Source organism: Pseudomonas sp. S35, assembly GCF_009866765.1.
In the GTDB taxonomy this organism is placed as follows: Bacteria; Pseudomonadota; Gammaproteobacteria; order Pseudomonadales; family Pseudomonadaceae; genus Aquipseudomonas.
In genome coordinates this window covers 6384477-6408113 of the sequence record NZ_CP019431.1, presented here as the reverse complement: position 1 = coordinate 6408113, position 23637 = coordinate 6384477, and the positions used below count along the sequence as shown (strand labels likewise).

The window sequence follows — 23637 nt, the reverse complement described above, 5'->3', positions numbered from 1 at the left end:
AAATGTGGGAGGGGGCTTGCCCCCGATAGCAGCGTGTCAGGCACTTAACGTGCTCAATGACCCGCCGCCATCGGGGGCAAGCCCTCTCCCACACTGTTTTGTGTGTTCTCAAGAATTATCCACAGGAGCGTGGCAATGCGTTGGGCGACTTATTTCGCCGTGTTGGCCTCGGTACTCAGTGTCGGCCTGGCTCTGGGGGTGAGCATGCCGTTGGTGTCCCTGCGCCTGGAAGGTTGGGGCTACGGCAGTTTCGCCATCGGCGTGATGGCCGCGATGCCGGCGTTCGGCGTATTGCTCGGCGCCAAGGTCTCTAGCCGGCTGGCCGCATGGCTCGGCACTGCCAATCTGATGCGTCTGTGTATGTGGTGCGGGGCGGTGTCCATCGGTTTACTGGCGATCCTGCCCAGCTACCCGATATGGCTGGTTCTGCGCCTGATGATCGGGGTGATCCTGACCATCGTGTTTATCCTCGGTGAAAGCTGGATCAACCAGTTGGTGGTGGAGCAGTGGCGTGGTCGATTGGTGGCGCTATACGGTTGCAGTTATGCCTTGAGCCAACTGTCCGGGCCACTGCTGCTGGGCGTGATCGGCACCGACCATGACTATGGCATCTGGGTCGGTGTGGGCTTGTTGGTGATTGCCCCGCTGGCATTGCTGGGCCGTTGCGGCGCACCCACCGCCGATTCGTTCAGCGTGACCTTCGCCGACCTGTGGCGCTTTTGCCGCAGCCTGCCGGCGATTGCCTGGGCGGTGGCGCTGTTCGCCGCGTTCGAGGCGATGATCCTGACACTGCTGCCGGTGTATTGCCTGCAACAAGGCTTCACCGCCGAGATTGCCCTGGCGATGGTCAGCGCGGTGGTGGTCGGCGATGCGCTGCTGCAATTGCCCATCGGCGCGCTGGCCGACTACCTGCCGCGACGTACGCTGTTTCTGAGTTGCGCGGTGCTGTTGCTGGTGTCGAGCCTGGCGATTCCCTTGGCGTTGCACACGTTGCTGATCTGGCCGATATGGGTGTTGTTCGGCGCCAGTGCGGGCGGGTTGTTTACGCTGTCGCTGATCTTGATCGGCGAGCGTTATCGCGATGATGCGCTGGTGCGTGCCAACGCTCATATCGCGCAGTTGTGGGGGATCGGTTGCCTGATCGGCCCGCTGGTGGCCGGCGCCGGCAGCCAGTGGATCAGCGGGCATGCGTTGCCCTTCCTGATGGCAGCCGGGGCGTTGGGGTTGGTGCTGCTGTTGCTGCGCCAGGGTGCATTCGGTGCCGCACAGCCAGCCTGACATTTGATCCATTGCGTTTCTAGAGCATGCGTTCCAGGCCGACGCTGGTGGCGAACCATGCATTGAACCGCCGCCACCAACTGCCAGGCTCGCGGGCCAGGGTGTGCAACTGGCCGTTATCTTCAGTCACCCACACCACCTGGCCGCCCTGCAATTTCGCCTCATAGCTCAAGGCTGGCGCCATGCCTTGCAGCGCCAGGTTGCGCACGTGTTCCGCCAGCTCGGGGCTGTCCACCAATACGCCGACTTCGGTGTTCCACAGCACAGAGCGCGGGTCGAAGTTGAGCGAGCCGATAAACGACTTCGTCCGATCAAAGATCATCGCCTTGCTGTGCAGGCTCGAGTCTGAGCCGCGCAAGGTGCCCCGGCGAAACAGGTGCGGGCCGCTGCCGCTGCCGTCACCCGGCTGGCGGCGCAGCTCGAAGAGTTTGACCCCGTGCTCCAGCAGCGCCTTGCGATACGGCGCATAGCCACCGTGCACAGCCGGCACGTCGGTGGCTTCAAGGGCATTGGTCAGCAGGCTCACCGAAACACCCGCGTCGGCCCGGCCTGTCAGGTACACCAGCCCAGGTTGCCCCGGCACGAAGTACGCCGAGATCATTATCAGCTCGTGGTCGACGCCCTCAAGCTCCGGCGCCAGTTGGGTCGTCAGCAGCAGGCGCGGGTCTGGGTCGGCCTTGGCCAGCACCTTGCTCGGCGCGTCCCACAGCGCCTGGTTCCAGGCCCAGATCAGCTCGCGGCGCCAGATGTCCATGCGTGGTTGGGTCTGGTAGGCGCGCAGGCGGTTGTACAGCGCGTGATTTTGCTGGCGCGATTCGGCCAGCGACGCTTCAAGGCGCGCGCGCGCGGCGGCCAAGTCGCCTTTGGAGGGGCTGTTTGAGACGAAGTCATCGATGGGCTTGCTCAGCGCGCTGTTCCAATACTGATCGAAACTGTGCCCGAGCTGCTCGGCTACCGGCCCGACGCTGAGCATGTCGATATCGGTGAAGTTCAGGTTGGGCTCTGCGTCGAAATACTCATCCCCCAGGTTTCGCCCGCCGACGATGGCCACGCTGTTGTCCGCCAGCCACAGTTTGTTGTGCATGCGCCGGTGTTGCAGCGACAGGTCGAACAGGCGCCCCAGAGCCCGCGTCACACCGGTGCTGCGCCCCAGGTGCAGGGGGTTGAACAGGCGAATCTCGATCTTGGGGTGGGCGGCGAGGGTGGCGATGATCTGGTCGAGGCCGTCGCTGGTGGTGTCATCCAGCAGGATGCGCACACGCACGCCACGGTCGGCGGCCTTGAGCAGTTCATCCACCAGCATGCGCGTGCTGATGCCGTCGTGGACGATGTAGTACTGCAAGTCGAGGCTGGCCTGGGCGTTGCGGATCAGCTCGGCGCGAGCCATGAACGCTTCGCTGCTGTTGGGCAGCAGGCGAAAGCCCGAGCGACCCTGATACGGTGCGGCCTGGGCCTGGATCGAGCGCCCGAACGACGACTGTGCCGCCGGCAGCGCGTCGCTGGGGATGCGCGGTGTGCTCACCGTGGCGCAGCCACCCAGGGCGAGGGCTCCCAACAGGCAAAACGGTAAAAGCCGTCGAATCATCAAGGGAGGCGCTTCCAGATCAGGGCGGTTGTCGGCATATGACGGCGATTTCTCGCGAAAGGTCAGTCTGCCGACTCGGCCAGCATCTTGATCGCCGCGGCACCGACCTTGCGCACGGCTTCTTCAACCTGCGGCGTGGGCTTGGCAGCGTAGTTCATGCGCAGGCAATTGCGGTATTTGCCCGACGCCGAAAAAATGCTGCCCACGGCCACCTGTACGCCCTGTTCTATCAGCACGCGATTGAGCTTGAGGGTATCGAAGCCGTCCGGCAGCTCTATCCACAGCATGAAGCTGCCCTGGGGACGGCTGGCGCGGGTGCCAGTTGGGAAGTAGCGGGTAACCCAATCGAGCATCAAGTCGCGATTGCGTTGGTATTGGGTGCGCATCCGTCGCAAATGCGGTTCGAAATGGCCGCCCTTGAGGAACTCGGCGATGGCGATCTGCGGTTGGGTCGCGGTGGAGCCGGTGCTGATGTATTTCATGTGCAGCACCCGCTCAAGGTAGCGCCCGGGGGCTACCCAGCCAATGCGCAGGCCGGGCGCCAGGGTCTTCGAGAACGAGCTGCACAGCAACACACGGCCGTCTTCGTCGAAGGATTTAATGGTGCGCGGGCGTGGGTAGCTGTAGGCCAGTTCGCCATACACATCGTCTTCGATGATCGCCACGTCAAAGCGTTGGGCCAGGGTCAGCAAGGCGCGTTTGCGCGCCTCCGGCATGATGTAGCCCAGCGGGTTGTTGCAGTTGGGAGTGAGCTGGATAACCTTGATCGGCCATTGTTCCAGCGCCAGTTCCAGGGCCTCGAGGCTGATGCCGGTGATCGGATCTGTGGGGATTTCCAGGGCTTTCATGCCCAGCCCCTTGAGGGTCTGCATGGCGCCGTGGAAGCTGGGTGAGTCCACCGCGACGATATCCCCAGGCTCGCAAATCGCGTGGATGCTGGCAGACAGCGCCTCGTGGCAGCCCGTGGTGATCACGATGTCTTCGGCGGTCAGTTGGCAGCCGGAGTCCAATGACAGCCGGGCAATTTGCTCGCGTAATTCCATACAGCCAAGGATGTTGTCGTAGTACAGCCCAGGCAGATCCTGGCGTCGGCTGACGCGGGCAAGGCTTCGCAGCAAGGGCTTCATGGTGGGCGACAATACATCCGGCATGCCTCGGCCCATCTGTATGACGTCTTTGCGTGGTACGGCGCGAATCAGTTCCAGCACCTGGTCCCATTGGGAAATGTCCACCGGGCGTTGTGCCGGTCGGCCTACTTCGGGCAGGGCCGGTAGTTCGCGGCCAACGGGCACGAAGTAGCCCGATTTCGGCTTGGGCATTGCCAGGCCGTTATCTTCCAGCAAGCGATAAGCCTGCTGCACGGTACTCAGGCTGACCCCGTGCTCTACGCTCAAGGCCCGTACAGACGGCAGGCGATCACCGGGGCGATAGAAGCCCTGCTCGATGCGCGTGCCCAGCACTTGCGCGAGGTTGACGTAGAGGGTCATGGCGGTCGCTCCCAAAGGACCAGTACAGATAGGCGGAAAATACAGGATTCAGCCGTACATAGGCAGTGTCTGTATGGATTTAATATAGATGGGTTGAATCTGTAATGGTTTTTGCCGTTCTTGCATGCTGGTCACTCAAGGCAACACGCCAAAGAGGGGCAGCAAAATGAACGGCATGAGCGATGTGCGGCTGGCGTTACACAGTCAGGAACTGGAAGCAGGGCAGGGGCGGGCACTGTCTGCGCTCACGGCTAACCGCTGGAGCCTGTTCTGGCATCGCCGTCACACACGCAAGGCTTTGCTGGCGTTGACCCGCGAGCAGTTGCAGGATATCGGGCTGACCGCCGAGCAGGCGCGCCAGGAAGGCTTGAAGCCCTTCTGGCGCGGCTGATTCACACCAGCTCTTTGAGGCGGTGCCAGAGCATCCCCAGTGCCAGTAGCGGCGAGCGCAGGTGCTTGCCGCCGGGGAAGGTGATGTGCGGCACCTTGGCGAACAGGTCGAAACGACCCTGTTGCTGGCCGCTGATGGCTTCGGCCAGCAGCTTGCCCGCCAGGTGCGTGGCGTTGAGGCCGTGGCCCGCGTAGGCCTGGGCGTAATACACGTTGGGTTGATCCGCCAGCCGGCCGATCTGTGGCAAGCGGTTGGCGCCGATGCCGATCATGCCGCCCCACTGATAGTCGATTTTCGCGGCGGCCAATTGCGGGAAGACCTGCAACATTTTCGGCCGCATATAAGCGCCGATATCCTGGGGGTCACGGCCGGAATAGTGGCAGGCCCCGCCGAACAACAGGCGACGGTCGGCGCTAAGGCGAAAGTAATCCACCGTCACTCGCTGGTCACACACCGCCATGTTCTGCGGCAGCAGGTTGGCGGCTTGCGCTTCGCTCAACGGCTCGGTGGCGATGATGTAGCTGCCGGCAGGTAGCACTTTGCCGCTCAGGTGCGGGTTGAGGCCATTGAGGTAGGCATTACAGGCCAGCACCAGGGTCTTGGCGCGCACGTGGCCGTGGGCGGTGTGCACCTTGACCTCGGGGCCGTAGTCGATGCGCGTCACTTCGGACTGCTCAAACAACTGTACGCCCAAGCCCTGCGCGGCGGCCGCTTCGCCGAGGGCCAGGTTCAGCGGGTGCAGGTGGCCTGAACCCATGTCGATCATGCCGCCCACGTAGCGCTCTGAGCCGATCACGCTGCCCATCTCGGCGGCTTGCAGCAGGCGCACCTCATGGCGATAGCCCAAGCCGCGCAGTTCTGCGGCGTCTTCGGCCAGGCCGTGCAAGTCGCGAGGCTTGTTGGCGAGGTCGCAGTAACCCCAGGTCAGGTCGCAGGGGATCTGGTAGCGCTCGACACGCTCACGCACGATCTCCACGGCTTCCAGGCCCATCCGCTTCATCTGGCGCACGCCATCGGCGCCGATCACGTTGGTGAACTGGTCCAGGCCGTGGCCGACCCCGCGAATCAACTGGCCGCCATTGCGCCCGCTGGCCCCCCAGGCGATCTTGCGCGCCTCCAGCAACACCACGCTGAACCCACGCTCGGCCAGTTCCAGGGCCGTGTTGAGTCCGGAGAAACCCCCGCCGACCACGCACACGTCGGCAATCATTTCGCCCACCAACGCCGAGTAATCGGGTTGCGGCGCGCTGCTGGCGGCGTAGTAGGACGCGGTGTGCCGGGCGCTGGCGGTCATGGGGAGCCTCCCTGTTTGGAAAATTTGACGCAGGATACAGCGGTCGGACGAAGCTGTCTGCGCAGGGCATTTTGCGTCAGAATCCACGCCTATTCGCCGTTCGGTACCTGCTTCGATGAGTTGCAACAGTCAGAAAATCAGCGCATTGCGCCGACAGATTCCTTCGTTCGAGTGCGTTCCGGGATGCCACGACTGCTGCGGGCCGGTGACTACATCGCCCGAGGAAATGTCGCGTCTGCCGCGTAAGACCGCTGCCGAGCAAGACGCGGCCATGGACGAGCTGAACTGCGTGCACCTGGGGCCCAACGGTTGCACGGTGTATGGCGAGCGGCCGTTGATCTGCCGCTTGTTCGGCACCACCAAAACCTTGCCATGCCCCAACGGGCGGCGGCCGGTGGAGCTGATTCACCCGCGCGTGGAGAAGCAGATCCATGAGTACATGGCGAGTACCCGACAGGTGCTGGTGTAGCGGGGCTAGATCAACTGTGGGGCAAGCCCCTCCCACATTTGACCCAGTTGTGTCAGTCAATCCGGGATCGGCAGGTTCAGGCTCTCTTTCACCTCTTCCATCACGATGTAGCTCTTGGATTCCCGCACATGGGGCAACTTGAGCAGAATATCCCCCAGCAATTTGCGGTACGACGCCATCTCGGAAATCCGCGCTTTCACCAGGTAGTCAAAGTCGCCGGACACCAGGTGACACTCCAGCACATGGGGCAGTTTCAGCACGGCCCGGCGGAATTCCTCGAAGGTGTCGCCGGACTTGTAATCGAGGCTGATCTCGACAAATACCAGCAAACTCCCCTTCAAATGCTGGGGGTTGAGCCGCGCGTTATAGCCCATGATGATCCCTTCACGCTCCAACCGGCGGACTCGCTCGGTACAGGGTGTGGTCGACAGCCCGACCTTCTCCCCCAGCTCGGTGAACGAAATTCGCCCGTCGGTCTGCAGGATGCGCAGGATGTTGCGGTCGATCTTGTCCAGCTCCCGCTTGGTCTGGGTGTTGGTACGCATAGGGGATACGCCTCTGTGAAAAGGGTTTTTGCCGAGAATTGTCGCCAAATATAGGCATTTATATAGTGAAATGCACTGGTGATTGCTTTTTATACTGCGCTCATCATTGCTCGAACAACACACGTCGGCGGCCAAGCCGCGATGAGGATATAAAAATGCGCGTTCTGGTCTTGGGTAGCGGCGTCATTGGTGTGACCAGTGCCTACTATTTGGCTCGGGCCGGTTTTGAGGTGGTCGTGGTCGACCGCCAGCCAGCCGCTGCCATGGAAACCAGCTTCGCCAACGCCGGCCAGGTGTCCCCAGGCTACGCGTCGCCATGGGCTGCACCGGGCGTGCCGCTCAAGGCCATCAAGTGGCTGTTGCAACGTCATGCGCCGCTGGCGATCAAGGCCACCGCTGATATCGACCAATACCTGTGGATGGCGCAGATGCTGCGCAACTGCACCGCCAGCCGCTACGCGGTGAACAAGGAGCGCATGGTGCGCCTGTCCGAGTACAGCCGCGACTGTCTCGACGAACTGCGCGCCGAGACCGGTATTGCCTACGAAGGCCGCAGCCTGGGGACTACCCAGCTGTTCCGCACCCAGGCCCAGTTGGATGGCGCCGCCAAAGACATCGCCGTGTTGAAAGAATCCGGCGTGCCCTTCGAGCTGCTCGACCGCGACGGCATTGCCCGTGTAGAGCCGGCCCTGGCCAACGTCACCGATATCCTCGCCGGCGCCCTGCGCCTGCCGAACGACCAGACCGGCGACTGTCAGATGTTCACCACCCGCCTGGCCGAGATGTGCAAGCAGTTGGGCGTGGAGTTCCGTTTCGAACAAGACATCCAGCGCCTCGACCGCGCCGGCGATCGCATCAATGGCGTGTGGATCGACGGCAAGCTGGAAACCGCCGACCGCTACGTGCTGGCCCTCGGCAGCTACTCGCCGAAACTGCTCAAGCCGCTGGGGATCAAGGCGCCGGTGTACCCGCTCAAGGGTTACTCGCTGACTGTGCCGATCACCAACCCGGCAATGGCGCCGACGTCGACCATTCTCGACGAGACCTACAAAGTCGCGATCACCCGTTTCGACAACCGTATTCGTGTCGGCGGCATGGCCGAAATAGCCGGTTTTGACCTGTCGCTTAACCCGCGTCGGCGCGAAACCCTGGAGATGATCGTCAACGACCTTTATCCTTTGGGCGGCGATCTGGCCACCGCCGAATTCTGGACCGGCCTGCGCCCGACCACACCCGATGGCACGCCGATTGTCGGTGCCACCCCGTTCAAGAATCTGTTCCTGAACACCGGTCACGGCACCCTCGGTTGGACGATGGCGTGTGGCTCCGGTCGTTTGCTGGCTGACCTGATGGCGAAGAAAACTCCGCAGATCAGCGCCGCAGGCCTCGATATTTCCCGTTACGGCAACCACCAGGAGTCCGCACAACATGTCAATCCAGCGCCAGCTCACCAATGAGCGCATGAGCCAGATCGTCGTCCACAGCGGTACCGTGTATCTGGCCGGGCAAGTCGGCGACGACATGAACGCCGGGATTGAACAGCAGACCCGTGAAACCCTGGCCAATATCGAGCGCTTGCTGGACTTGGCCGGCACCGACAAGGCCAAGTTGCTGTCGGTGACGATCTACCTGAAGGACATCGACGCCGATTTCGCCGGCATGAACGCGGTGTGGGACACCTGGCTGCCCAAAGGCGTCGCCCCGGCTCGCGCCACGGTTGAAGCCAAGCTGTGCGAACCGGAAATTCTGGTAGAGCTGTCCGTCGTGGCAGCCTTGCCTTAAACACGATCCCTCTCCCGGTGCCGATGCAGTCTGTCGGTGCCGGTTTTTCTTCACTTCGCTGCCTAGAAGCCTGCCGCCATGCGTCCAGCCCGTGCCCTGATCGACCTCCAAGCCCTGCGCCACAACTACCAACTGGCCCGTGAAGTCACCGGGGCCAAGGCCCTTGCCGTGGTCAAGGCCGACGCCTACGGTCATGGCGCCGTGCGTGTGGCCCAGGCGCTGGAGGCCGAGGCCGATGGGTTTGCGGTGGCGTGCATCGAAGAGGCGCTGGAGCTGCGCGCTGCCGGCATTCGTGCGCCGGTGCTGCTGCTGGAAGGCTTTTTCGAGGCCGACGAACTGCCACTGATCATCGAGCATGATTTGTGGTGCGTGGTGCATTCGCTGTGGCAACTGGAGGCGATTGAACAGGCCAAGCTGAGCAAGCCCCTGACGATCTGGCTCAAGCTGGATTCGGGCATGCACCGCGTCGGCCTGCACCCCAAGGATTACCACGCGGCGTACCAGCGTCTGCTAGCCAGCGGCAAAGTCGCGAAAATCGTCTTGATGAGCCACTTTGCCCGCGCCGATGAACTCGACTGCGTCAGCAGCAACGAACAAGTCGCGGTGTTTGAAGCCGCACGCCAAGGCCTGGCGGCCGAGGTCAGCCTACGCAATTCGCCATCGGTGCTGGGCTGGCCGAGCGTGTCCAGCGACTGGGTGCGCCCGGGCATCATGCTCTACGGCGCGACGCCGTTTGGCGAAGACCACGCCATCGCAGCACGTTTGCAGCCGGTGATGACTCTGGAATCGAAAGTGATCTGCGTGCGTGAACTGCCGGCCGGCGAACCGGTGGGCTACGGCGCTCGCTTCATTACGCCCAAACCGATGCGCATCGGTGTGGTTGCCATGGGCTATGCCGATGGCTACCCGCGCCACGCGCCTACCGGTACGCCCGTACTGGTGGCCGGGCAGCGCAGCCAATTGCTGGGGCGTGTGTCCATGGACATGTTGTGCGTCGACCTGACGGATGTGCCTGAGGCTGGCCTGGGCTCCACGGTAGAGCTGTGGGGTAAACATATCCTCGCCAGTGAGGTTGCGGTTGCCGCCGAGACTATTCCCTACCAGATCTTCTGCAACCTGCGCCGGGTGCCAAGGCTCTATTGCGGCGCTTGATCGCCGCGTACGAACACAGCTGCCTGGGATTTAGGCCCAAGTGTTGTAAATACTGAACGCTGTCGCCATGATAACGCTCAATTACAACAAAGCCTGAATCCTAGGAGGCTCCCGCATTGGACGTCGGCGAACGACTGCAATCCATCCGTAAGTTGAAGGGTCTTTCCCAGCGTGAGCTCGCCAAGCGCGCGGGTGTCACCAACAGCACCATTTCGATGATCGAAAAAAACAGTGTCAGCCCCTCGATCAGCTCCTTGCGCAAGGTGCTGGGCGGCATCCCCATGTCCATGGTCGAGTTCTTTTCCGAGGAGATCCTCCAGGAAATACCCACGCAGATCGTCTATAAAGCCAATGAGCTGATCGACATCTCTGACGGCGCCGTCACCATGAAACTGGTGGGTCGGGCGCACCCGAGCCGGGCCATCGCGTTTCTCAACGAGATCTACCCACCGGGCGCCGACACCGGCGAAGAAATGCTCACCCACGAAGGCGAAGAAACCGGGATTCTGGTGGAAGGTCGCCTGGAGTTGGTGGTCGGTCTTGAAACTTTTGTGCTCGAAGCCGGCGATAGCTACTACTTTGAAAGTACCAAGCCCCATCGTTTTCGCAATCCGTTCGACGTACCGGCGCGGCTAATCAGCGCAGCCACACCCGCGAACTTTTAAGAAAAGAGGCGTCCTGCCAGCGTTGCAGAGACCCCGAGCTGTATTCCGCGAGGCCGAATCTCCCTTTATTTAATAGGGTTGTTTCGGCCCGGCGGGCTAACCGTTATACTTTCGCCGCCTGCGAAACCGTGGCCGCAGGCGTGAATAGCCACCATTGAGGGTGAACGCGTGAACCTAATTATGAAAATGCTGGCTGCACCAGCAACCGTACTGGCCCTATGGGCTGTGAGCGCACAAGCTGCGACCAATGATGACATTGCCAAGCGCCTGGAACCCGTGGGCCAGGTCTGCGTTCAGGGCCAGGAATGCAAAGGCATGGAAGTCGCCGTGGCCGCAGGCGGCGGCGGTGGTGCGAAAACCCCGGATGAAGTCATCGCCAAACACTGCAACGCGTGCCACGGCACCGGCCTGCTGAACGCACCAAAAATCGGTGACACTGCCGCCTGGAAAGAACGCGCCGATCACCAGGGCGGCCTCGACGGCATCCTGGCCAAGGCGATCACCGGTATCAATGCCATGCCGCCAAAAGGCACGTGTGCGGATTGCTCGGATGATGAGCTGAAGGGTGCGATCAAGAAAATGTCTGGCCTGTAATCAGCCGATCTTCGCCAAAAACGCCGCTTACGAGCGGCTTTTTTGTGCCTGCAATCTTGGTTTCGAGCTGTTCATTGCAGCAAAGACCCGGCAAGCTCGGTCCAACCCCTAATCACGGAATGTTCAGGAGGGTCGGATGGTGCAGTTGTGTTCAATCGAGCAAGCAGTTGACGACGTACTGGCGCGCTTGCCGGCGCATATCCACATGGGCATGCCGCTGGGCCTGGGCAAGCCCAATCTGTTCGTCAATGCGCTGTACCGGCGTATCGCCAAGCTGCCAGAGCGGGCGCTGACGATCTACACCGCACTAAGCCTGGGCCGCCCGACGCTCGGCGATGGTTTGCAGAAGCGCTTTCTCGAACCCTTTATCGAGCGGGTGTTTGGCGACTATCCCGAGTTGGATTTCCTGGCCGACCTGCATAAAGACGCTCTTCCCAAAAACATCCATGTGCAGCAGTTTTTCATGCAGCCCGGCAGCCTGTTGCACAGCGAATCGGCCCAGCAGAGCTACGTGAGCAGCAACTACAGCCACGCCGCCCGCGATATCAACGCAGCGGGCCTGAACCTGGTCGCGCAGCTGGTCGCCAGCAGCAGCGAACACCCGGATCGCCTGAGCCTGAGCTGCAACCCGGATATCACCCTCGACCTGTTGCCGATGATTGCCAAGCGTCGTGAGGCCGGCGAAACCATTCTGGTAGTCGGCCAGGTTCACAGCGACTTGCCCTACATGCCCGGGGACGCTGAACTGGGCATGGATGCTTTCGATTACCTGATCGATGAAAAAGACAGCACCACGTTGTTCTCCACGCCGAATATGCCGGTGGGTTTCCAGGACCACTTTATCGGTCTGCATGCCAGCACCCTCGTGCGTGACGGTGGCACCTTGCAGATCGGCATCGGCTCCATGGGGGATGCGCTGACGGCCGCGCTGTTGGCCCGCCAGGCGGACAATGAGTCCTATCGACTGCTGCTGACAGACTTGGATGTGTACCAATGGGCGCCGTTGATCAGCCGAGAAGGCGGCGTCGACCCCTTCGCCCGTGGCCTCTACGGTTGCAGTGAAATGTTCGTCAACGGCCTGCTGGTACTGGCAGACGCGGGGATTATCCGCCGCAAGGTCTACCCGGATGTGGCTACGCAAGAACAGGCTAACGCCGGTACGCTCGACGATGCCGCGCAGCCCGACGGCATCTCGATCCACGGCGGATTCTTCCTTGGCCCGAGCAGTTTTTACCAGCGCCTGCAGGAAATGACTCACGCCAAGCGCCTCGAATTCAACATGACCCGTATCAGCTACATCAACGAGCTGTATGGCCAGGAAGAGCTCAAGCGCCTGCAGCGCCTGGACGCGCGGTTTATCAACAGCGCGATCATGGTGACGCTGCTCGGCGCGGGTGTCGCCGACCAACTGGACGACGGCCGCGTGCTCAGCGGTGTGGGCGGGCAATACAACTTCGTAGCACAAGGCCATGCGTTGGACGGTGCGCGGTCGATCCTGATCTTGCGCAGTTGGCGCGAGTCGGCAGGGGAGGTCAGTTCCAACATTGTGTGGGAATACGGCCACTGCACGATTCCTCGGCACCTGCGGGACATTGTCATCACCGAGTACGGCATTGCCGATTTGCGTGGGCAGACGGATGCCAAGGTGATCGAGGCGTTGCTCAATATCACTGACTCACGGTTCCAGGACGACTTGATCGAGCAGGCGCAAAAGGCCGGCAAGCTAGCGAAGGATTTCCAGCTGGATCCACGCTTTGCCGACAACACGCCGGAACGGTTACAGGCGATTCAAGCGCGTCATCGTCGGCTGTTCCCGGAGTATCCACTGGGCAGCGATTTCACGGACGAGGAGCGGGATTTGCTGCGGGCGCTGAACTGGCTCAAGAGCAAATTCAAGCTCACGGAGATTCTGGAGTTGGGCAAGGCGGCGTTGGATGCGCCGGAGCCAGAGGCGTTTCCCAAGCATCTGGAACGCATGGGATTGAATAAGCCCGATGGGCTGAAAGAAGATTTGTATCAGCGGCTGTTGCTCGCTGGCCTGCTGGCCACCGCGAATTAGCCAGCAGCGCCGGGCTTTTGTGGTGAGCGGGCTTGCCCCGCGCGAGGCAAGTTCGCTCACTACAAAAATACCGCCAGGCGTGATTATTCGATGAAGGTCACTACGCCGCCTTCCAACGATTTCACCCGTGCCAGGGATTCCACTCGGTATCCCTGCGCGTCCAACTCCGCACGGCCGCCCTGGAACGACTTCTCGATCACGATCCCCAAGCCAGCAACGGTCGCGCCGGCTTGCTTGATGATCGAAATCAGCGCCTGGGATGCCTTGCCGTTGGCCAGGAAGTCATCGATGACCAGTACGCGGTCGCTGCTGGTCAGGTGGCGAGGGGAAATCGCCACGGTGCTTTCGACCTTCTTGGTGAAGGAATATACCGTCGCCGACAGCAGGTTTTCCGTCAGGGTCAGGGATTGCTGCTTGCGGGCGAAGATCACCGGTACGCCCAGGTTCAGGCCGGTCATGATCGCAGGAGCAATGCCCGACGCTTCGATGGTGACGATCTTGGTGATGCCCGAGTCCTTGAACAGTGCGGCGAATTCGTCGCCGATCAGCTTCATCAGTGCCGGGTCGATCTGGTGGTTCAGAAAGGCGTCGACCTTCAGGACCTGATCGGAAAGCACGATGCCTTCTTCGCGAATTTTCTTGTGCAGTGCTTCCACGGAAAGCTTCCTCTAATGGCGGGTTGTGCGCCGAAAGTAGATTAAAAAGTAGTCGATTCTAGCGCTTTAACATCGCGCGGATGTCCGCCAGGGCGGTGTTGCCGCGGACGGCCTTCACCTCGGTCGGGGTGTCGTCATTGCCTTCCCAGGCCAGGTCATCCGGCGGCAGTTCATCCAGGAACCGGCTGGGGGCACAATCGATGATCTCGCCGTATTGCTTGCGCTTGGCGGCAAAGGTGAAGGCCAGGGTCTGACGCGCGCGGGTAATGCCCACGTAGGCCAGGCGCCGTTCTTCCTCGATGGTGTCGGCTTCGATGCTGGAGCGGTGCGGGAGGATTTCCTCTTCCATGCCCATGATGAACACGTAGGGAAATTCCAGGCCCTTGGAGGCGTGCAAGGTCATCATCTGCACACCCTCGGCGCCGTCTTCCTCTTCCTGCTGGCGTTCGAGCATGTCGCGCAGCACCAGCTTGCCGATGGCGTCTTCGACGGTCATCTCGCCGTCTTCGTCTTTTTCCAGGGTGTTCTTCAGCGCCTCGATCAGGAACCAGACGTTGCCCATGCGGTAATCCGCGGCCTTGTCGCTGGAGCTGTTGGTGCGCAGCCAGTTTTCATAGTCGATGTCCATGACCATGCTGCGCAGGGCGCTGATCGGGTCTTCACCGGCGCACTGCTCGCGCACCTTGTCCATGAAGCGCTTGAAGCGCGCCAGGCGGTCGGTGAAACGCGTGTCCAGGTGTTCGCCCAGGCCGATCTCGTCGGTGGCGGCGTACATCGAGATCTTGCGTTCGGTGGCGTAGTTGCCGAGCTTTTCCAGGGTGGTGGAGCCGATTTCCCGGCGCGGCACGTTGATCACACGCAGGAAGGCGTTGTCATCGTCCGGATTCACGATCAACCGGAAGTAGGCCATCAGATCCTTGACTTCCTGGCGTCCGAAAAAGCTGTTGCCCCCCGACAGACGATACGGAATCTGGTGGTGCTGCAACTTCAGCTCGATCAGCTTGGCCTGGTAGTTACCGCGATACAGGATCGCAAAGTCGCTGTAGGGCCGGTCGGTACGCAGGTGCAAGGTGAGCAACTCGACGGCCACGCGCTCGGCTTCGGCGTCTTCGTTGCGACAGCGGATCACGCGGATCTCATCGCCGTGGCCCATCTCACTCCACAGTTGTTTTTCAAACTCGTGGGGGTTGTTCGAGATCAGCACGTTGGCGCAGCGCAGGATGCGGCTGGTGGAACGGTAGTTCTGCTCCAGCATCACCACTTTCAAGGACGGATAGTCGACCTTGAGCAGCATCAGGTTTTCCGGACGGGCGCCGCGCCAGGCGTAGATCGACTGGTCATCGTCGCCCACCACGGTGAACTGGTTGCGCTTGCCGATCAGCAACTTCACCAGCAAATACTGGCTGGCGTTGGTGTCCTGGTATTCGTCCACCAGCAGGTAGCGCACCTTGTTCTGCCACTTTTCGAGGATGTCGGCGTGTTCCTGGAACAGCTTCACCGGCTGCAGGATCAAGTCGTCGAAATCCACCGCATTGAACGCCTTGAGCGTGCGCTGGTAGTGGGTGTAGACGATGGCGGCGGTCTGTTCCTTGGGGTTGCGTGCGGTTTCCAGGGCTTCGGCGGGCAGGATCAGGTCGTTTTTCCAGGCGCCGATCATGTTCTTGATCTCGTCGACGCCGTCGTCGCCCGCGTATTCCTTCTGCATGATGTCGGTCATCAGGGCTTTGACGTCGGTCTCGTCGAAGATCGAGAAACCCGGCTTGTAGCCCAGCCGCGCATGCTCCTTGCGGATGATGTTCAGCCCCAGGTTGTGGAAGGTGCACACCGTGAGGCCACGGCCTTCGCCACCCTTGAGCAGGGTGCCGACACGCTCCTTCATCTCGCGCGCCGCCTTGTTGGTAAAGGTCATGGCGACGATGTACTGGGCGCGGATGCCACAGCTCTGGATCAGGTGCGCGATCTTGCGGGTGATCACGCTGGTCTTGCCGGAACCGGCACCGGCGAGCACCAATAGAGGGCCGCCGACGTAGTTCACGGCTTCTTGCTGCCGGGGATTGAGTCGGGACATACGAAATTCAGGGAATCGTTGCTAAAAAGGGCGGGCATTTTAACAGGCTGGCAAGATTCTGCTGCTCTGGATCGACGGTGTGACGTACCACTCGATCTAAATTTGCCGGTTTTGCTACTTTGCCGCAGGATGTGCGGGATTTAGCACTAAAGTTTACCGTCTGTGCATTTGATAACCCTTATCATTGGTGATTATCAGGCCGCACGTCATAATGCCCGCCGCCAACGAATTTTTGCAGAGTCTAGGGAGCTAGCTTGTCTACGCCTGTCGAACCCTTGCGTTTGCTGCTACTGGCCGATGCGCCTGAGTGGGCAGCGTTGTTGCGCGAGTGCCTGGCGCCGATGGGCGATGGGGCTGTGCTGATCAGCGCGCCAAACTGGGACTCGGTAAGTCGTCTGTTCGACGATGACGCCAGCGCCGTGCTGTTGACCACGCCCAGCCTGCAACCCGGCCCCGGCCGCTGCAGCTTGCCGTGCGTATTGCTGTTGGAGCAGGAACCGCTGGTTTCGCCGCTTGGCGTCAGTGACTGGCTGATCCGTGGCGGACTCGACGCTGACACACTGCGCCGCTGCCTGCGGCATGTGCGTGAGCGCGGCGTGTTGGAAAACACGCTGCAACGCCTGGCCGAACAAGACCCGCTCACCGGCATTGCCAACCGCCAGGGCTTCCAGACCCTGCTGGCTGCGCGGTTGGCCGAGAACGAAGGTCGCGGCCTGGCGCTCGGTCATCTGGACCTCGACAACTTCCGCCATGCCAACGACGCTCTTGGCCACCAGGCTGGCGACCGTTTGATCCTGCAAGTGGTGTCGCGGCTCAAGAGCCAGCTTGAGGTCGGCGACCAACTGGCGCGCCTGGGCAGCGACGAATTCGCGCTGCTCATCGATACCCGCCGCGCACCGCAGCGCGCCGAGTGGATGGCCGAGCGCATCACCGAAGCCATGTCCGAACCCTATTGGGTGGATGGCGAAAGCCTGCTGATCGGTTGCAGCCTGGGCGTGGCCCATGCCCGCGCTCGGGCGGGTGCCGACCCGCTGATGTGGCACGCCCATATCGCCATGCAGCAAGCCAAAAGCACCCAGGGTTGCACCTTTCATATCTTCAACGAACGCATCAACCGCAACGCGCGCAGCCTGGCCGACCTGGAAAGCGAGCTGCGCCGCGCCTTGCGCCGTGATGAGTTGGAGCTGCATTACCAGCCGCGCCTGGACCTGGATGACGGCCATATCGTCGGCCTCGAAGCCCTGGTGCGCTGGCGCCACGGCGAGCGCGGCCTGTTGCCGCCCAGCGAGTTCGTGCCCCTGGCCGAGCAAAGCGGCCTGATCGTGCCGTTGGGTTATTGGGTGATCTCCCGGGCCCTGCGCGACATGCAGGACCTGCGCGAGCGCGGCCTGCCGCCGCTGCACATGGCGGTCAACCTGTCGTTCCGCCAGTTCCAGGACAGCCAGTTGCTCTCAACCCTCAGCCGGCTGATCAGCGAGCGTGGCGTGGAGGCGCAATGGTTGGAGTTCGAACTGACCGAAACCGCCGTGATGCGCCGCAGCGACCTGGTCAAGCAGACTATGGACGCCCTCGGCCGGCTGGGCGTGCGGTTTTCCCTGGATGACTTCGGCACCGGTTTCTCGTCGTTTGTGCACCTCAACAGCCTGCCGATTGCCTTGTTGAAGATCGACAAAAGCTTTGTCGGCGGCATGGAGGAGCGCGAAGAGAACCGCAAACTGGTGCACGCGATGATCAACCTGGCGCACAACCTCAACCTGGAAGTGGTGGCCGAAGGTGTGGAAACTCCGGAGCAGTTGGCGCTTTTGCGCTTGTTTGGCTGCGACCAAGCCCAGGGCTATCTCATCAGCAAGCCGTTGCCGTTACCGGAGTTGGTGGAGTACCTGACATTTGGCAAGGGCCAGCAGGCGCTGCTGGGCTGCTGACCTGTAAACCCAATCAACTGTGGGAGGGGGCTTTTACTCTGTTTGTGCAGCCTGAAACGAGGCTTGAACCTCAGGCTCCTGGCGAATCATGCGCTTGATCTTCGCTTCAAACGCCCAGGTCAGGCTGACAGCCGCACACGCCAACCCCAGCGCCAATCCCCACCACACCCCCGTCGGCCCCCAACCCAGGGTGAAGGCCATCAGCCAGGCCGAAGGCGCGCCGATCAACCAGTAGCAGCCCAAGCCCACCAGGAAGGTGGTCTTGGCGTCCTTGAGCCCACGGATGCAGCCCATCGCGATGGTCTGCACGCCGTCGAACAGCTCGAACCATGCCGCGACGGCCAGCAGGCTGACGGCGAGCACGATCACCTCATGGAACGCCGGGTCGTCATGGTCGAGGAACAGCCCGATCAGCGGGTCGGAAAACAGCCACAGCACCACGGCAAACCCCAACATCACCGTTGCGCCAAAACCGATGCCGACGCGGCCGGCCATGCGCGCCTGCAGCAACTGCCCAGCGCCGTAATGCTGGCCGATACGCATGGTGACGGCGTAGGACATGCCAGCCGGCACCATGAAGGCTACCGAGACGATCTGCAGGGCAATCTGATGCGCCGCCAATTGCGTGCTGCCCATGGTGCCCATGCACAGCGCGGCAAAGGCAAACAACCCGACTTCCACCGCATAGGTGCCGCCAATCGGCAGGCCCAGGCGCCACAACTCGCGCAGATACTGAGTGTTGAGGCGCAGCAGGCCGGCGCTCAACGGGTAGGCGGCGTAAGCGCGGTTGCTGCGGATGTACCACATCAGTGTCAGGGCCATGCCATTGGCGACGATGGCGGTGACCAGGCCAATGCCCAACAAGCCGAGTTTCGGCAGGCCGAACATGCCTTCGATCAAGGCGTGGTTGAGCAGGTAGTTGAGCACCGTACCGCCAAGGCTGATCACCATCACCGGGGTGGCCTTGCCGATGGCACTGGTGAAGCCGCGCAAGGCCATGAAGCTCAGGTAGCCGGGCAGGGCGAACGGCAACAGGGTCAGAAATTGCCCCGCCGACTGCACGTTGGTGTCGGTCTGGCCGAACATCAGCAGCACCGGCTTGAGGTTCCACAGCAGCAACGCCGCCGCCAGGGCCATCAGCCAGGCGAGCCAGAGCCCGGCCTGGGTCAGGCGGGTGGCGCCTTCGATGTCGCCAGCGCCGTGCCGGATAGCCACCAGGGTGCCCACGGCGGCAATCACGCCGATGCAGAAAATGGACACGAACGAATAGCTCGCCGCACCCAGGCCACCACCGGCCAAAGCCTCGGGGCTCAGGCGCGCCATCATCAGGGTGTCGGTCAGCACCATCAGCATGTGCGCCAACTGCGAGGCAATCAACGGCCCTGACAGCCGCAGAATGGCCCAGAGTTCGGTACGTGCCGGATGCTGCATGATCATCACGCTCAGAAGGTCAGAGGGTTGGGGAGGGTTCGATTCTCGGCGCTCTCAGCCCATTGCACAAAGGGATAAAAGCGATCATTCGCATGATTAAAACTCATGCTGGATTTATTCTGGTAGGGTTTTGTCATCGTGCTGTCGGAGCTTTCCCTATGTCTCGTCGTCTTCCTCCGCTTTATGCCCTGCGGGCATTTGAAGCGGCCTCCCGGCACAATTCCTTCACCCGCGCCGCCGAAGAACTGTCGATCACCCAAAGTGCGGTGAGCCGACATATCCGCACGCTCGAAGAGCATTTTGCCTGCCGCCTGTTCCAACGCAGCGGCCGCAACCTCCAGCTCACGGAAGCGGCGCGCCTGCTGTTGCCCGGTGTGCGCGAGGGGTTCGCGGCGCTGGAGCGGGCCTGCCATACCTTGAACGCTGAAGATGACATCCTGCGCATGAAGGCGCCTTCCACCCTGACCATGCGTTGGCTGTTGGCGCGGCTCAGTCGCTTCCGGGCGTTACAGCCGGGCAATGAGGTGCAACTGACCAGCGCCTGGATGAGCGTGGACGAGGTGGACTTCAACCAGGAGCCGTTCGATTGCGCGGTGTTATTGAGCTACGGGCATTTTCCAGCGGATTGGGAAGCCTGCTATCTGTTCCCCGAGCTGTTGATTCCGGTGGGTGCACCGAACCTGTTGAACGACGGTCCTTGGGACGTGACCCGCCTGGCCGGCGCCGAGTTACTGCACCCCACACCCGACCGCCGAGACTGGCGCAATTGGCTGGAGCGCATGGGGCTATCGTCCCAGGTGTCGCTCAAAGGCGGGCAGGTGTTCGATACCTTGGAGCTGGGCATGATCGCCGCCGCCCGCGGTTATGGCGTGTCGATGGGCGACCTGCTGATGGTGGCCGAGGATGTGGCGCAGGGGCGCTTGAGCTTGCCGTGGCCGACTGCGGTAGCGAGTGGGGAAAATTACTATTTGGTGTGGCCGAAAACCCGTCCAGGCGGTGAGCGCTTGCGGCGTCTGGCGGATTTCCTCCAGAGCGAGGTGCAGGCCATGGTTTTACCCGACGTCGAACGGCTCAATTGAGGGGTTTTGACTCAGCGACGCAACCGTTTGCGTGATACCCCTGCGATTCGCTCAAGTATTGCAAAACGCCGCCGAAGTAGGTGTGTTGGAACCATCGTGCACCAACGTTTCCCACCAGATAATTTGCCGAGCAGCGCTATGAGATCAGGATGATCCTGGCCTCGGCCAGGAGCTGTCATGTCTCAACCTCGCGCCCGGATTGCCTCCCAGTTAGGTCTCGCGTTAGCCGTGATTTTGGCTGTCGTCATCAGCGGCAGTACTGTTTTCGCCTTGCGTTCCCTCGATTCCGCCAACCTCGATACCCGCGAGGAGCACCTGGCCAGCGAGGCGCGCTTGCTTGCCGACCAACTCAATACCTTCCACAGCACGTTGCGCGAGAGCACCCAGCGCCTGACGGGGTTGTTCGAGAAGCGCTTCAGCGCCGGGTTGACGGTGCAGGCCGATCAGCCGGTCGCGGTGGCTGGGGTTCAGACCCCGAGCCTGTTGCTGGGCAGCGAAGTGCTCAACAACAACTTCACCGAAGTTGACGAGTTCAAGCAGATGTCCGGCGGCGTGGCCACGGTATTTGTGCGCAGCGGCGACGACTTTATCCGCATCAGCACCTCCCTGACCAAGCAGGACGGCAGTCGCGCGATCGGCACCGTGCTGGATCGCCAGGGGCCGGCTTACCAGCGTGTGCTCGGTGGCCAGGCGTATATTGGCCGCGCGGTGTTGTTCGACCGCTCCTACATGACCCAGTACAGCCCCGTACGCGACACCCGCGGCAAAGTGATCGCCGTGCTGTTCATCGGTTTTGACTACACCGACGCTCAGGCCGCTCAGTTCGAGAACCTCAAGCGCTTTCGCATCGGCCAGACCGGTTCCCTGGCGTTGCTCGACGAGCAGAAGCGCTGGTTGGTGCCGCCGGCGGGTGTGCAGGCGTTGGACCAGTCGGTTGCGGTGATGCTGGACCTGGCCAAGACCCCAGGCAAAGGCCACTTCTGGAGCGACAAGAACGAAGATTTCTACAGTGTTTCGGTGCCGTTCGACGGTGGCCCTTGGGCTGTGGTCGCGAGCATGCCGAAAGCTGAAATCCGCGCAGTGACCTGGGCGGTGGGCATTCGCCTGGTGATCGGCAGCGTGCTGGCGATGTTGCTGGCAGTGGGCGCCACGGTGTGGCTGCTGCGCAGCAAGCTGCAACCGCTGAGTGACTTGGTACGCCAGGCCGAAGCCTTGGGCGCGGGCGACTTGAGCGCACGCCTCAACGTATCCAGCCATGACGAAATCGGCCAACTGGCGCGCAGCTTCAACCAGATGGGTGAAGCGCTGTCGACGATGGTTTCCCATATCCGCAAGGCGGCCGAGGAGGTCAATAGTCGGGCCCAGGCGTTGTCCGGTCTGTCCGGTGGGGCCTATGACGGCATGGAGCAGCAGTCCGGCGAAATCACCAGCATGGCCGGCGCGGTGGAAGAGTTCAGTGCCACCTCGCTGAACATTGCCGACAACATGGGCAACACCGAGCGCCTGGCCCAAGAAAATGCCCAGCAAACCCGCATTGGTCGCAATTCGATGCAGGAGGCGTCGTCGTCGCTGGAACATATCGCGACCGCGCTGAACAGCACGGCCACAGTGATCAATACCCTGGGCCAGCGCTCCCAGGAAATCGGCGGCATCGTCGGTGTGATCACGTCCATCGCCGAACAGACCAACCTGTTGGCGCTCAACGCGGCCATCGAGGCTGCACGCGCCGGTGAACAGGGCCGTGGGTTTGCCGTGGTGGCTGATGAAGTACGCAACCTGGCATCGCGCACCCGCGAAGCCACCGATGAAATTTCCGGGATGATCCAGAGCATCCAGCGGGAAACCGGTAACGCCATCAGCACTATGGAACACGGCAACACGCTGATGCAGGAAGGCTTGTCGCGCAACGCCGACGTAGCCTCGGCCCTGGCGCGCATTGATGAGCAGAGCCGCTCGGCCGGCCAGCAATTCGCCGCGATCACCACCGCCACCCAAGAGCAGAGCAGCACCGCGACCTTGCTCAGCAGCAACTTGCAGAGCATCGCGCTGGCTAACAGCGAGCAGCGTGAGGTGGTGTCGAACCTGGCGATTACTGCCAAGGAACTGGAGACATTGGCGGCGGGCTTGCGGCATGAGGTTGACAGGTTTCGTTGAGGTTCAGTGGTCTCCGAGCCTGTGGTCCACGCGCTTGCCAATATCTTTGAGTCGCGCCAGTTGATCGACCATCCCTGGCGCTTCATCCATGCTGGTGACGAAGGTCCACAGGTAGGTCATGACCGCGTAGATGTGGCCGGCCTTGACCGCCGGCGACAACGCCAACTGACAGATTGCAACCACAAACAACAATGCCGCCAGCGTACCGAGGAACAGATACGCTGCAGCCTCACGGTCTGACAGCCAGATGCGCAGGCGTGACAGCACGTGGTAGTGGCGTCGCACGGTGGGGGCGCCAACCTTTTCCACCAGGCCGATTTCTTTCTCCAGGCGATCATTCAGGCGCTCATGCAGCTCCTGGTTGCGTTGGGCAACGCGTGGCAGCAGCGTGATGCACAGCAGCAGTGCGGCCAGGCACGCCAGGCCGACCCAGGGCTCGATCACGATCAGCATCACCGCAGCACCGACTATCGACACCAGTGCCGTGGCGATAATCGGCACGTGCTTTTCAAAAAAGTCGACGAACTCCCGCGCGAGCACCACCCGTGCAGCGGATTTCGATGTGCTGTGGTTCTGCTGGCGCTGATTGAGGATCACCGGTACTGCAAGGTCGGCGTAGATCTGTGTGAAGGTGCTGGCATCCAGTGCACGCCGCGCGGCCCCGACCACCCATAACGCCATGACGACGAGGGCGTAGAACTGCGCGCTACTGGCGTATCCACGGATAATCGAGTCCACCGCAAACCCGGCTAACAGCGGATAGGCCAGCAACAACGCGTTCTCAAGTGCCACCGGTGACAAGGTGCAGAACAGTTTTGCGGGATAGGCTTTGGCAATGGACTTGAGCGTCTGGCTGGCGGACTGTTGGCCGATTCTCTTGCTTTCTTCGATCAGAACCTGAGGGGTGAGGGATGTCATGGGTGCACCAAGGGGTTGATAGACGCTATCCTTGAGCGACTGCTCAAGTATCTTTGAGCGATCGCTCAAAAATCAAGCGCCGCTTATCTGTCGGTGCTCGAAGGAATT

20 protein-coding genes are annotated in these 23637 nt (G+C 61.7%); 12 read left to right on the top strand and 8 right to left on the bottom strand.

The window, feature by feature from the left end; genetic code table 11:
• Window positions 1-135 precede the first annotated feature (135 nt).
• The gene (locus tag PspS35_RS29100; RefSeq protein ID WP_159937823.1) at window positions 136-1278 is read left to right on the top strand and encodes an MFS transporter; all 1143 of its coding nucleotides are present in this window, start codon (window positions 136-138) and stop codon (window positions 1276-1278) included.
• 19 nt (window positions 1279-1297) lie between these two features.
• Here PspS35_RS29100 and PspS35_RS29095 read toward each other — a convergent pair whose 3' ends face one another.
• Complete coding sequence (locus tag PspS35_RS29095) at window positions 1298-2863, bottom strand: phospholipase D family protein (protein WP_159937822.1); 1566 nt, start codon at window positions 2861-2863, stop codon at window positions 1298-1300.
• A 62-nt stretch (window positions 2864-2925) separates the two neighbouring features.
• Window positions 2926-4350: a PLP-dependent aminotransferase family protein gene (locus PspS35_RS29090; protein WP_159937821.1), complete on the bottom strand. Its 1425-nt coding sequence runs from the start codon at window positions 4348-4350 to the stop codon at window positions 2926-2928.
• Between the two features lie 166 nt (window positions 4351-4516).
• Here PspS35_RS29090 and PspS35_RS29085 point away from each other — a divergent pair, with 166 nt between their 5' ends.
• A complete protein-coding gene (locus tag PspS35_RS29085; RefSeq protein WP_159937820.1) occupies window positions 4517-4741 on the top strand; it encodes a DUF1127 domain-containing protein in 225 nt (74 codons plus the stop codon).
• Between the two features lies 1 nt (window position 4742).
• On the opposite strand, the gene PspS35_RS29080 is transcribed toward PspS35_RS29085, so the two are convergent.
• Window positions 4743-6035 carry an FAD-binding oxidoreductase gene (locus PspS35_RS29080; protein WP_159937819.1) on the bottom strand — a complete coding sequence of 431 codons (1293 nt, stop codon included), beginning with the start codon at window positions 6033-6035 and terminating at the stop codon, window positions 4743-4745.
• 115 nt (window positions 6036-6150) lie between these two features.
• Between PspS35_RS29080 and PspS35_RS29075 the strand changes: the two genes are divergently transcribed.
• Window positions 6151-6504 (top strand): YkgJ family cysteine cluster protein, encoded by a 354-nt coding sequence (locus tag PspS35_RS29075; protein WP_159937818.1) that lies wholly within the window; start codon window positions 6151-6153, stop codon window positions 6502-6504.
• Between the two features lie 56 nt (window positions 6505-6560).
• Here PspS35_RS29075 and PspS35_RS29070 read toward each other — a convergent pair whose 3' ends face one another.
• A complete protein-coding gene (locus tag PspS35_RS29070) occupies window positions 6561-7049 on the bottom strand; it encodes an Lrp/AsnC ligand binding domain-containing protein (protein WP_003176896.1) in 489 nt (162 codons plus the stop codon).
• A gap of 155 nt (window positions 7050-7204) precedes the next feature.
• Here PspS35_RS29070 and dadA point away from each other — a divergent pair, with 155 nt between their 5' ends.
• The 6 genes from dadA (at window position 7205) to PspS35_RS29040 (ending at window position 13301) form a co-directional block, all read left to right on the top strand.
• The gene (gene dadA, locus PspS35_RS29065) at window positions 7205-8506 is read left to right on the top strand and encodes a D-amino acid dehydrogenase (protein WP_159937817.1); all 1302 of its coding nucleotides are present in this window, start codon (window positions 7205-7207) and stop codon (window positions 8504-8506) included.
• Window positions 8478-8831: a RidA family protein gene (locus PspS35_RS29060; protein WP_159937816.1), complete on the top strand. Its 354-nt coding sequence runs from the start codon at window positions 8478-8480 to the stop codon at window positions 8829-8831. The genes dadA and PspS35_RS29060 overlap by 29 nt, the downstream gene beginning before the upstream one ends.
• 78 nt (window positions 8832-8909) lie before the next feature.
• Window positions 8910-9983 (top strand): alanine racemase, encoded by a 1074-nt coding sequence (alr, locus tag PspS35_RS29055; RefSeq protein ID WP_159937815.1) that lies wholly within the window; start codon window positions 8910-8912, stop codon window positions 9981-9983.
• A gap of 116 nt (window positions 9984-10099) precedes the next feature.
• Window positions 10100-10648 (top strand): cupin domain-containing protein, encoded by a 549-nt coding sequence (locus PspS35_RS29050; RefSeq protein ID WP_003176893.1) that lies wholly within the window; start codon window positions 10100-10102, stop codon window positions 10646-10648.
• Between the two features lie 180 nt (window positions 10649-10828).
• The gene (locus PspS35_RS29045) at window positions 10829-11242 is read left to right on the top strand and encodes a c-type cytochrome (protein ID WP_090401453.1); all 414 of its coding nucleotides are present in this window, start codon (window positions 10829-10831) and stop codon (window positions 11240-11242) included.
• Between the two features lie 136 nt (window positions 11243-11378).
• On the top strand, window positions 11379-13301 hold the full coding sequence (locus PspS35_RS29040) for an acetyl-CoA hydrolase/transferase C-terminal domain-containing protein (RefSeq protein WP_159937814.1): 1923 nt from the start codon (window positions 11379-11381) through the stop codon (window positions 13299-13301).
• 83 nt (window positions 13302-13384) lie between these two features.
• Here the strand turns inward: PspS35_RS29040 and PspS35_RS29035 are convergent, their stop codons facing one another.
• Both PspS35_RS29035 and rep read right to left on the bottom strand, forming a co-directional pair.
• Window positions 13385-13957 carry a xanthine phosphoribosyltransferase gene (locus PspS35_RS29035; RefSeq protein WP_025856334.1) on the bottom strand — a complete coding sequence of 191 codons (573 nt, stop codon included), beginning with the start codon at window positions 13955-13957 and terminating at the stop codon, window positions 13385-13387.
• Between the two features lie 58 nt (window positions 13958-14015).
• A complete protein-coding gene (rep, locus tag PspS35_RS29030; RefSeq protein WP_159937813.1) occupies window positions 14016-16025 on the bottom strand; it encodes a DNA helicase Rep in 2010 nt (669 codons plus the stop codon).
• A gap of 254 nt (window positions 16026-16279) precedes the next feature.
• On the opposite strand from rep, the gene PspS35_RS29025 reads away from it, so the two are divergent.
• Complete coding sequence (locus tag PspS35_RS29025; RefSeq protein ID WP_159937812.1) at window positions 16280-17947, top strand: bifunctional diguanylate cyclase/phosphodiesterase; 1668 nt, start codon at window positions 16280-16282, stop codon at window positions 17945-17947.
• Window positions 17948-17980: 33 nt separating this feature from the next.
• Here the strand turns inward: PspS35_RS29025 and PspS35_RS29020 are convergent, their stop codons facing one another.
• A complete protein-coding gene (locus PspS35_RS29020; RefSeq protein ID WP_159937811.1) occupies window positions 17981-19384 on the bottom strand; it encodes a NorM family multidrug efflux MATE transporter in 1404 nt (467 codons plus the stop codon).
• A gap of 152 nt (window positions 19385-19536) precedes the next feature.
• On the opposite strand from PspS35_RS29020, the gene PspS35_RS29015 reads away from it, so the two are divergent.
• Together PspS35_RS29015 and PspS35_RS29010 are read left to right on the top strand one after the other, a co-directional pair.
• Window positions 19537-20457: a LysR substrate-binding domain-containing protein gene (locus PspS35_RS29015; RefSeq protein ID WP_159937810.1), complete on the top strand. Its 921-nt coding sequence runs from the start codon at window positions 19537-19539 to the stop codon at window positions 20455-20457.
• A gap of 177 nt (window positions 20458-20634) precedes the next feature.
• The gene (locus PspS35_RS29010) at window positions 20635-22611 is read left to right on the top strand and encodes a methyl-accepting chemotaxis protein (RefSeq protein ID WP_159937809.1); all 1977 of its coding nucleotides are present in this window, start codon (window positions 20635-20637) and stop codon (window positions 22609-22611) included.
• A 3-nt stretch (window positions 22612-22614) separates the two neighbouring features.
• Here the strand turns inward: PspS35_RS29010 and PspS35_RS29005 are convergent, their stop codons facing one another.
• Entirely contained in the window at window positions 22615-23529 is a 915-nt protein-coding gene (locus PspS35_RS29005) for an ABC transporter six-transmembrane domain-containing protein (protein ID WP_159937808.1), read from the bottom strand.
• Between the last annotated feature and the right edge of the window lie 108 nt (window positions 23530-23637).

Excerpts from the sequence above, each read along its gene's own strand:
- PspS35_RS29010 (WP_159937809.1), top strand. The coding sequence starts at position 20,635 with ATGTCTCAACCTCGCGCCCGGATTGCCTCCCAGTTAGGTCTCGCGTTA.
- PspS35_RS29015 (WP_159937810.1), top strand. The coding sequence starts at position 19,537 with ATGTCTCGTCGTCTTCCTCCGCTTTATGCCCTGCGGGCATTTGAAGCG.
- PspS35_RS29075 (WP_159937818.1), top strand. The coding sequence starts at position 6,151 with ATGAGTTGCAACAGTCAGAAAATCAGCGCATTGCGCCGACAGATTCCT.
- PspS35_RS29045 (WP_090401453.1), top strand. The coding sequence starts at position 10,829 with ATGAAAATGCTGGCTGCACCAGCAACCGTACTGGCCCTATGGGCTGTG.
- PspS35_RS29040 (WP_159937814.1), top strand. The coding sequence starts at position 11,379 with ATGGTGCAGTTGTGTTCAATCGAGCAAGCAGTTGACGACGTACTGGCG.
- PspS35_RS29100 (WP_159937823.1), top strand. The coding sequence starts at position 136 with ATGCGTTGGGCGACTTATTTCGCCGTGTTGGCCTCGGTACTCAGTGTC.
- PspS35_RS29005 (WP_159937808.1), bottom strand. The coding sequence starts at position 23,529 with ATGACATCCCTCACCCCTCAGGTTCTGATCGAAGAAAGCAAGAGAATC.
- PspS35_RS29085 (WP_159937820.1), top strand. The coding sequence starts at position 4,517 with ATGAACGGCATGAGCGATGTGCGGCTGGCGTTACACAGTCAGGAACTG.
- PspS35_RS29060 (WP_159937816.1), top strand. The coding sequence starts at position 8,478 with ATGTCAATCCAGCGCCAGCTCACCAATGAGCGCATGAGCCAGATCGTC.
- PspS35_RS29090 (WP_159937821.1), bottom strand. The coding sequence starts at position 4,350 with ATGACCCTCTACGTCAACCTCGCGCAAGTGCTGGGCACGCGCATCGAG.
- dadA (WP_159937817.1), top strand. The coding sequence starts at position 7,205 with ATGCGCGTTCTGGTCTTGGGTAGCGGCGTCATTGGTGTGACCAGTGCC.
- PspS35_RS29080 (WP_159937819.1), bottom strand. The coding sequence starts at position 6,035 with ATGACCGCCAGCGCCCGGCACACCGCGTCCTACTACGCCGCCAGCAGC.
- rep (WP_159937813.1), bottom strand. The coding sequence starts at position 16,025 with ATGTCCCGACTCAATCCCCGGCAGCAAGAAGCCGTGAACTACGTCGGC.
- PspS35_RS29070 (WP_003176896.1), bottom strand. The coding sequence starts at position 7,049 with ATGCGTACCAACACCCAGACCAAGCGGGAGCTGGACAAGATCGACCGC.
- PspS35_RS29020 (WP_159937811.1), bottom strand. The coding sequence starts at position 19,384 with ATGATCATGCAGCATCCGGCACGTACCGAACTCTGGGCCATTCTGCGG.
- PspS35_RS29095 (WP_159937822.1), bottom strand. The coding sequence starts at position 2,863 with ATGATTCGACGGCTTTTACCGTTTTGCCTGTTGGGAGCCCTCGCCCTG.
- alr (WP_159937815.1), top strand. The coding sequence starts at position 8,910 with ATGCGTCCAGCCCGTGCCCTGATCGACCTCCAAGCCCTGCGCCACAAC.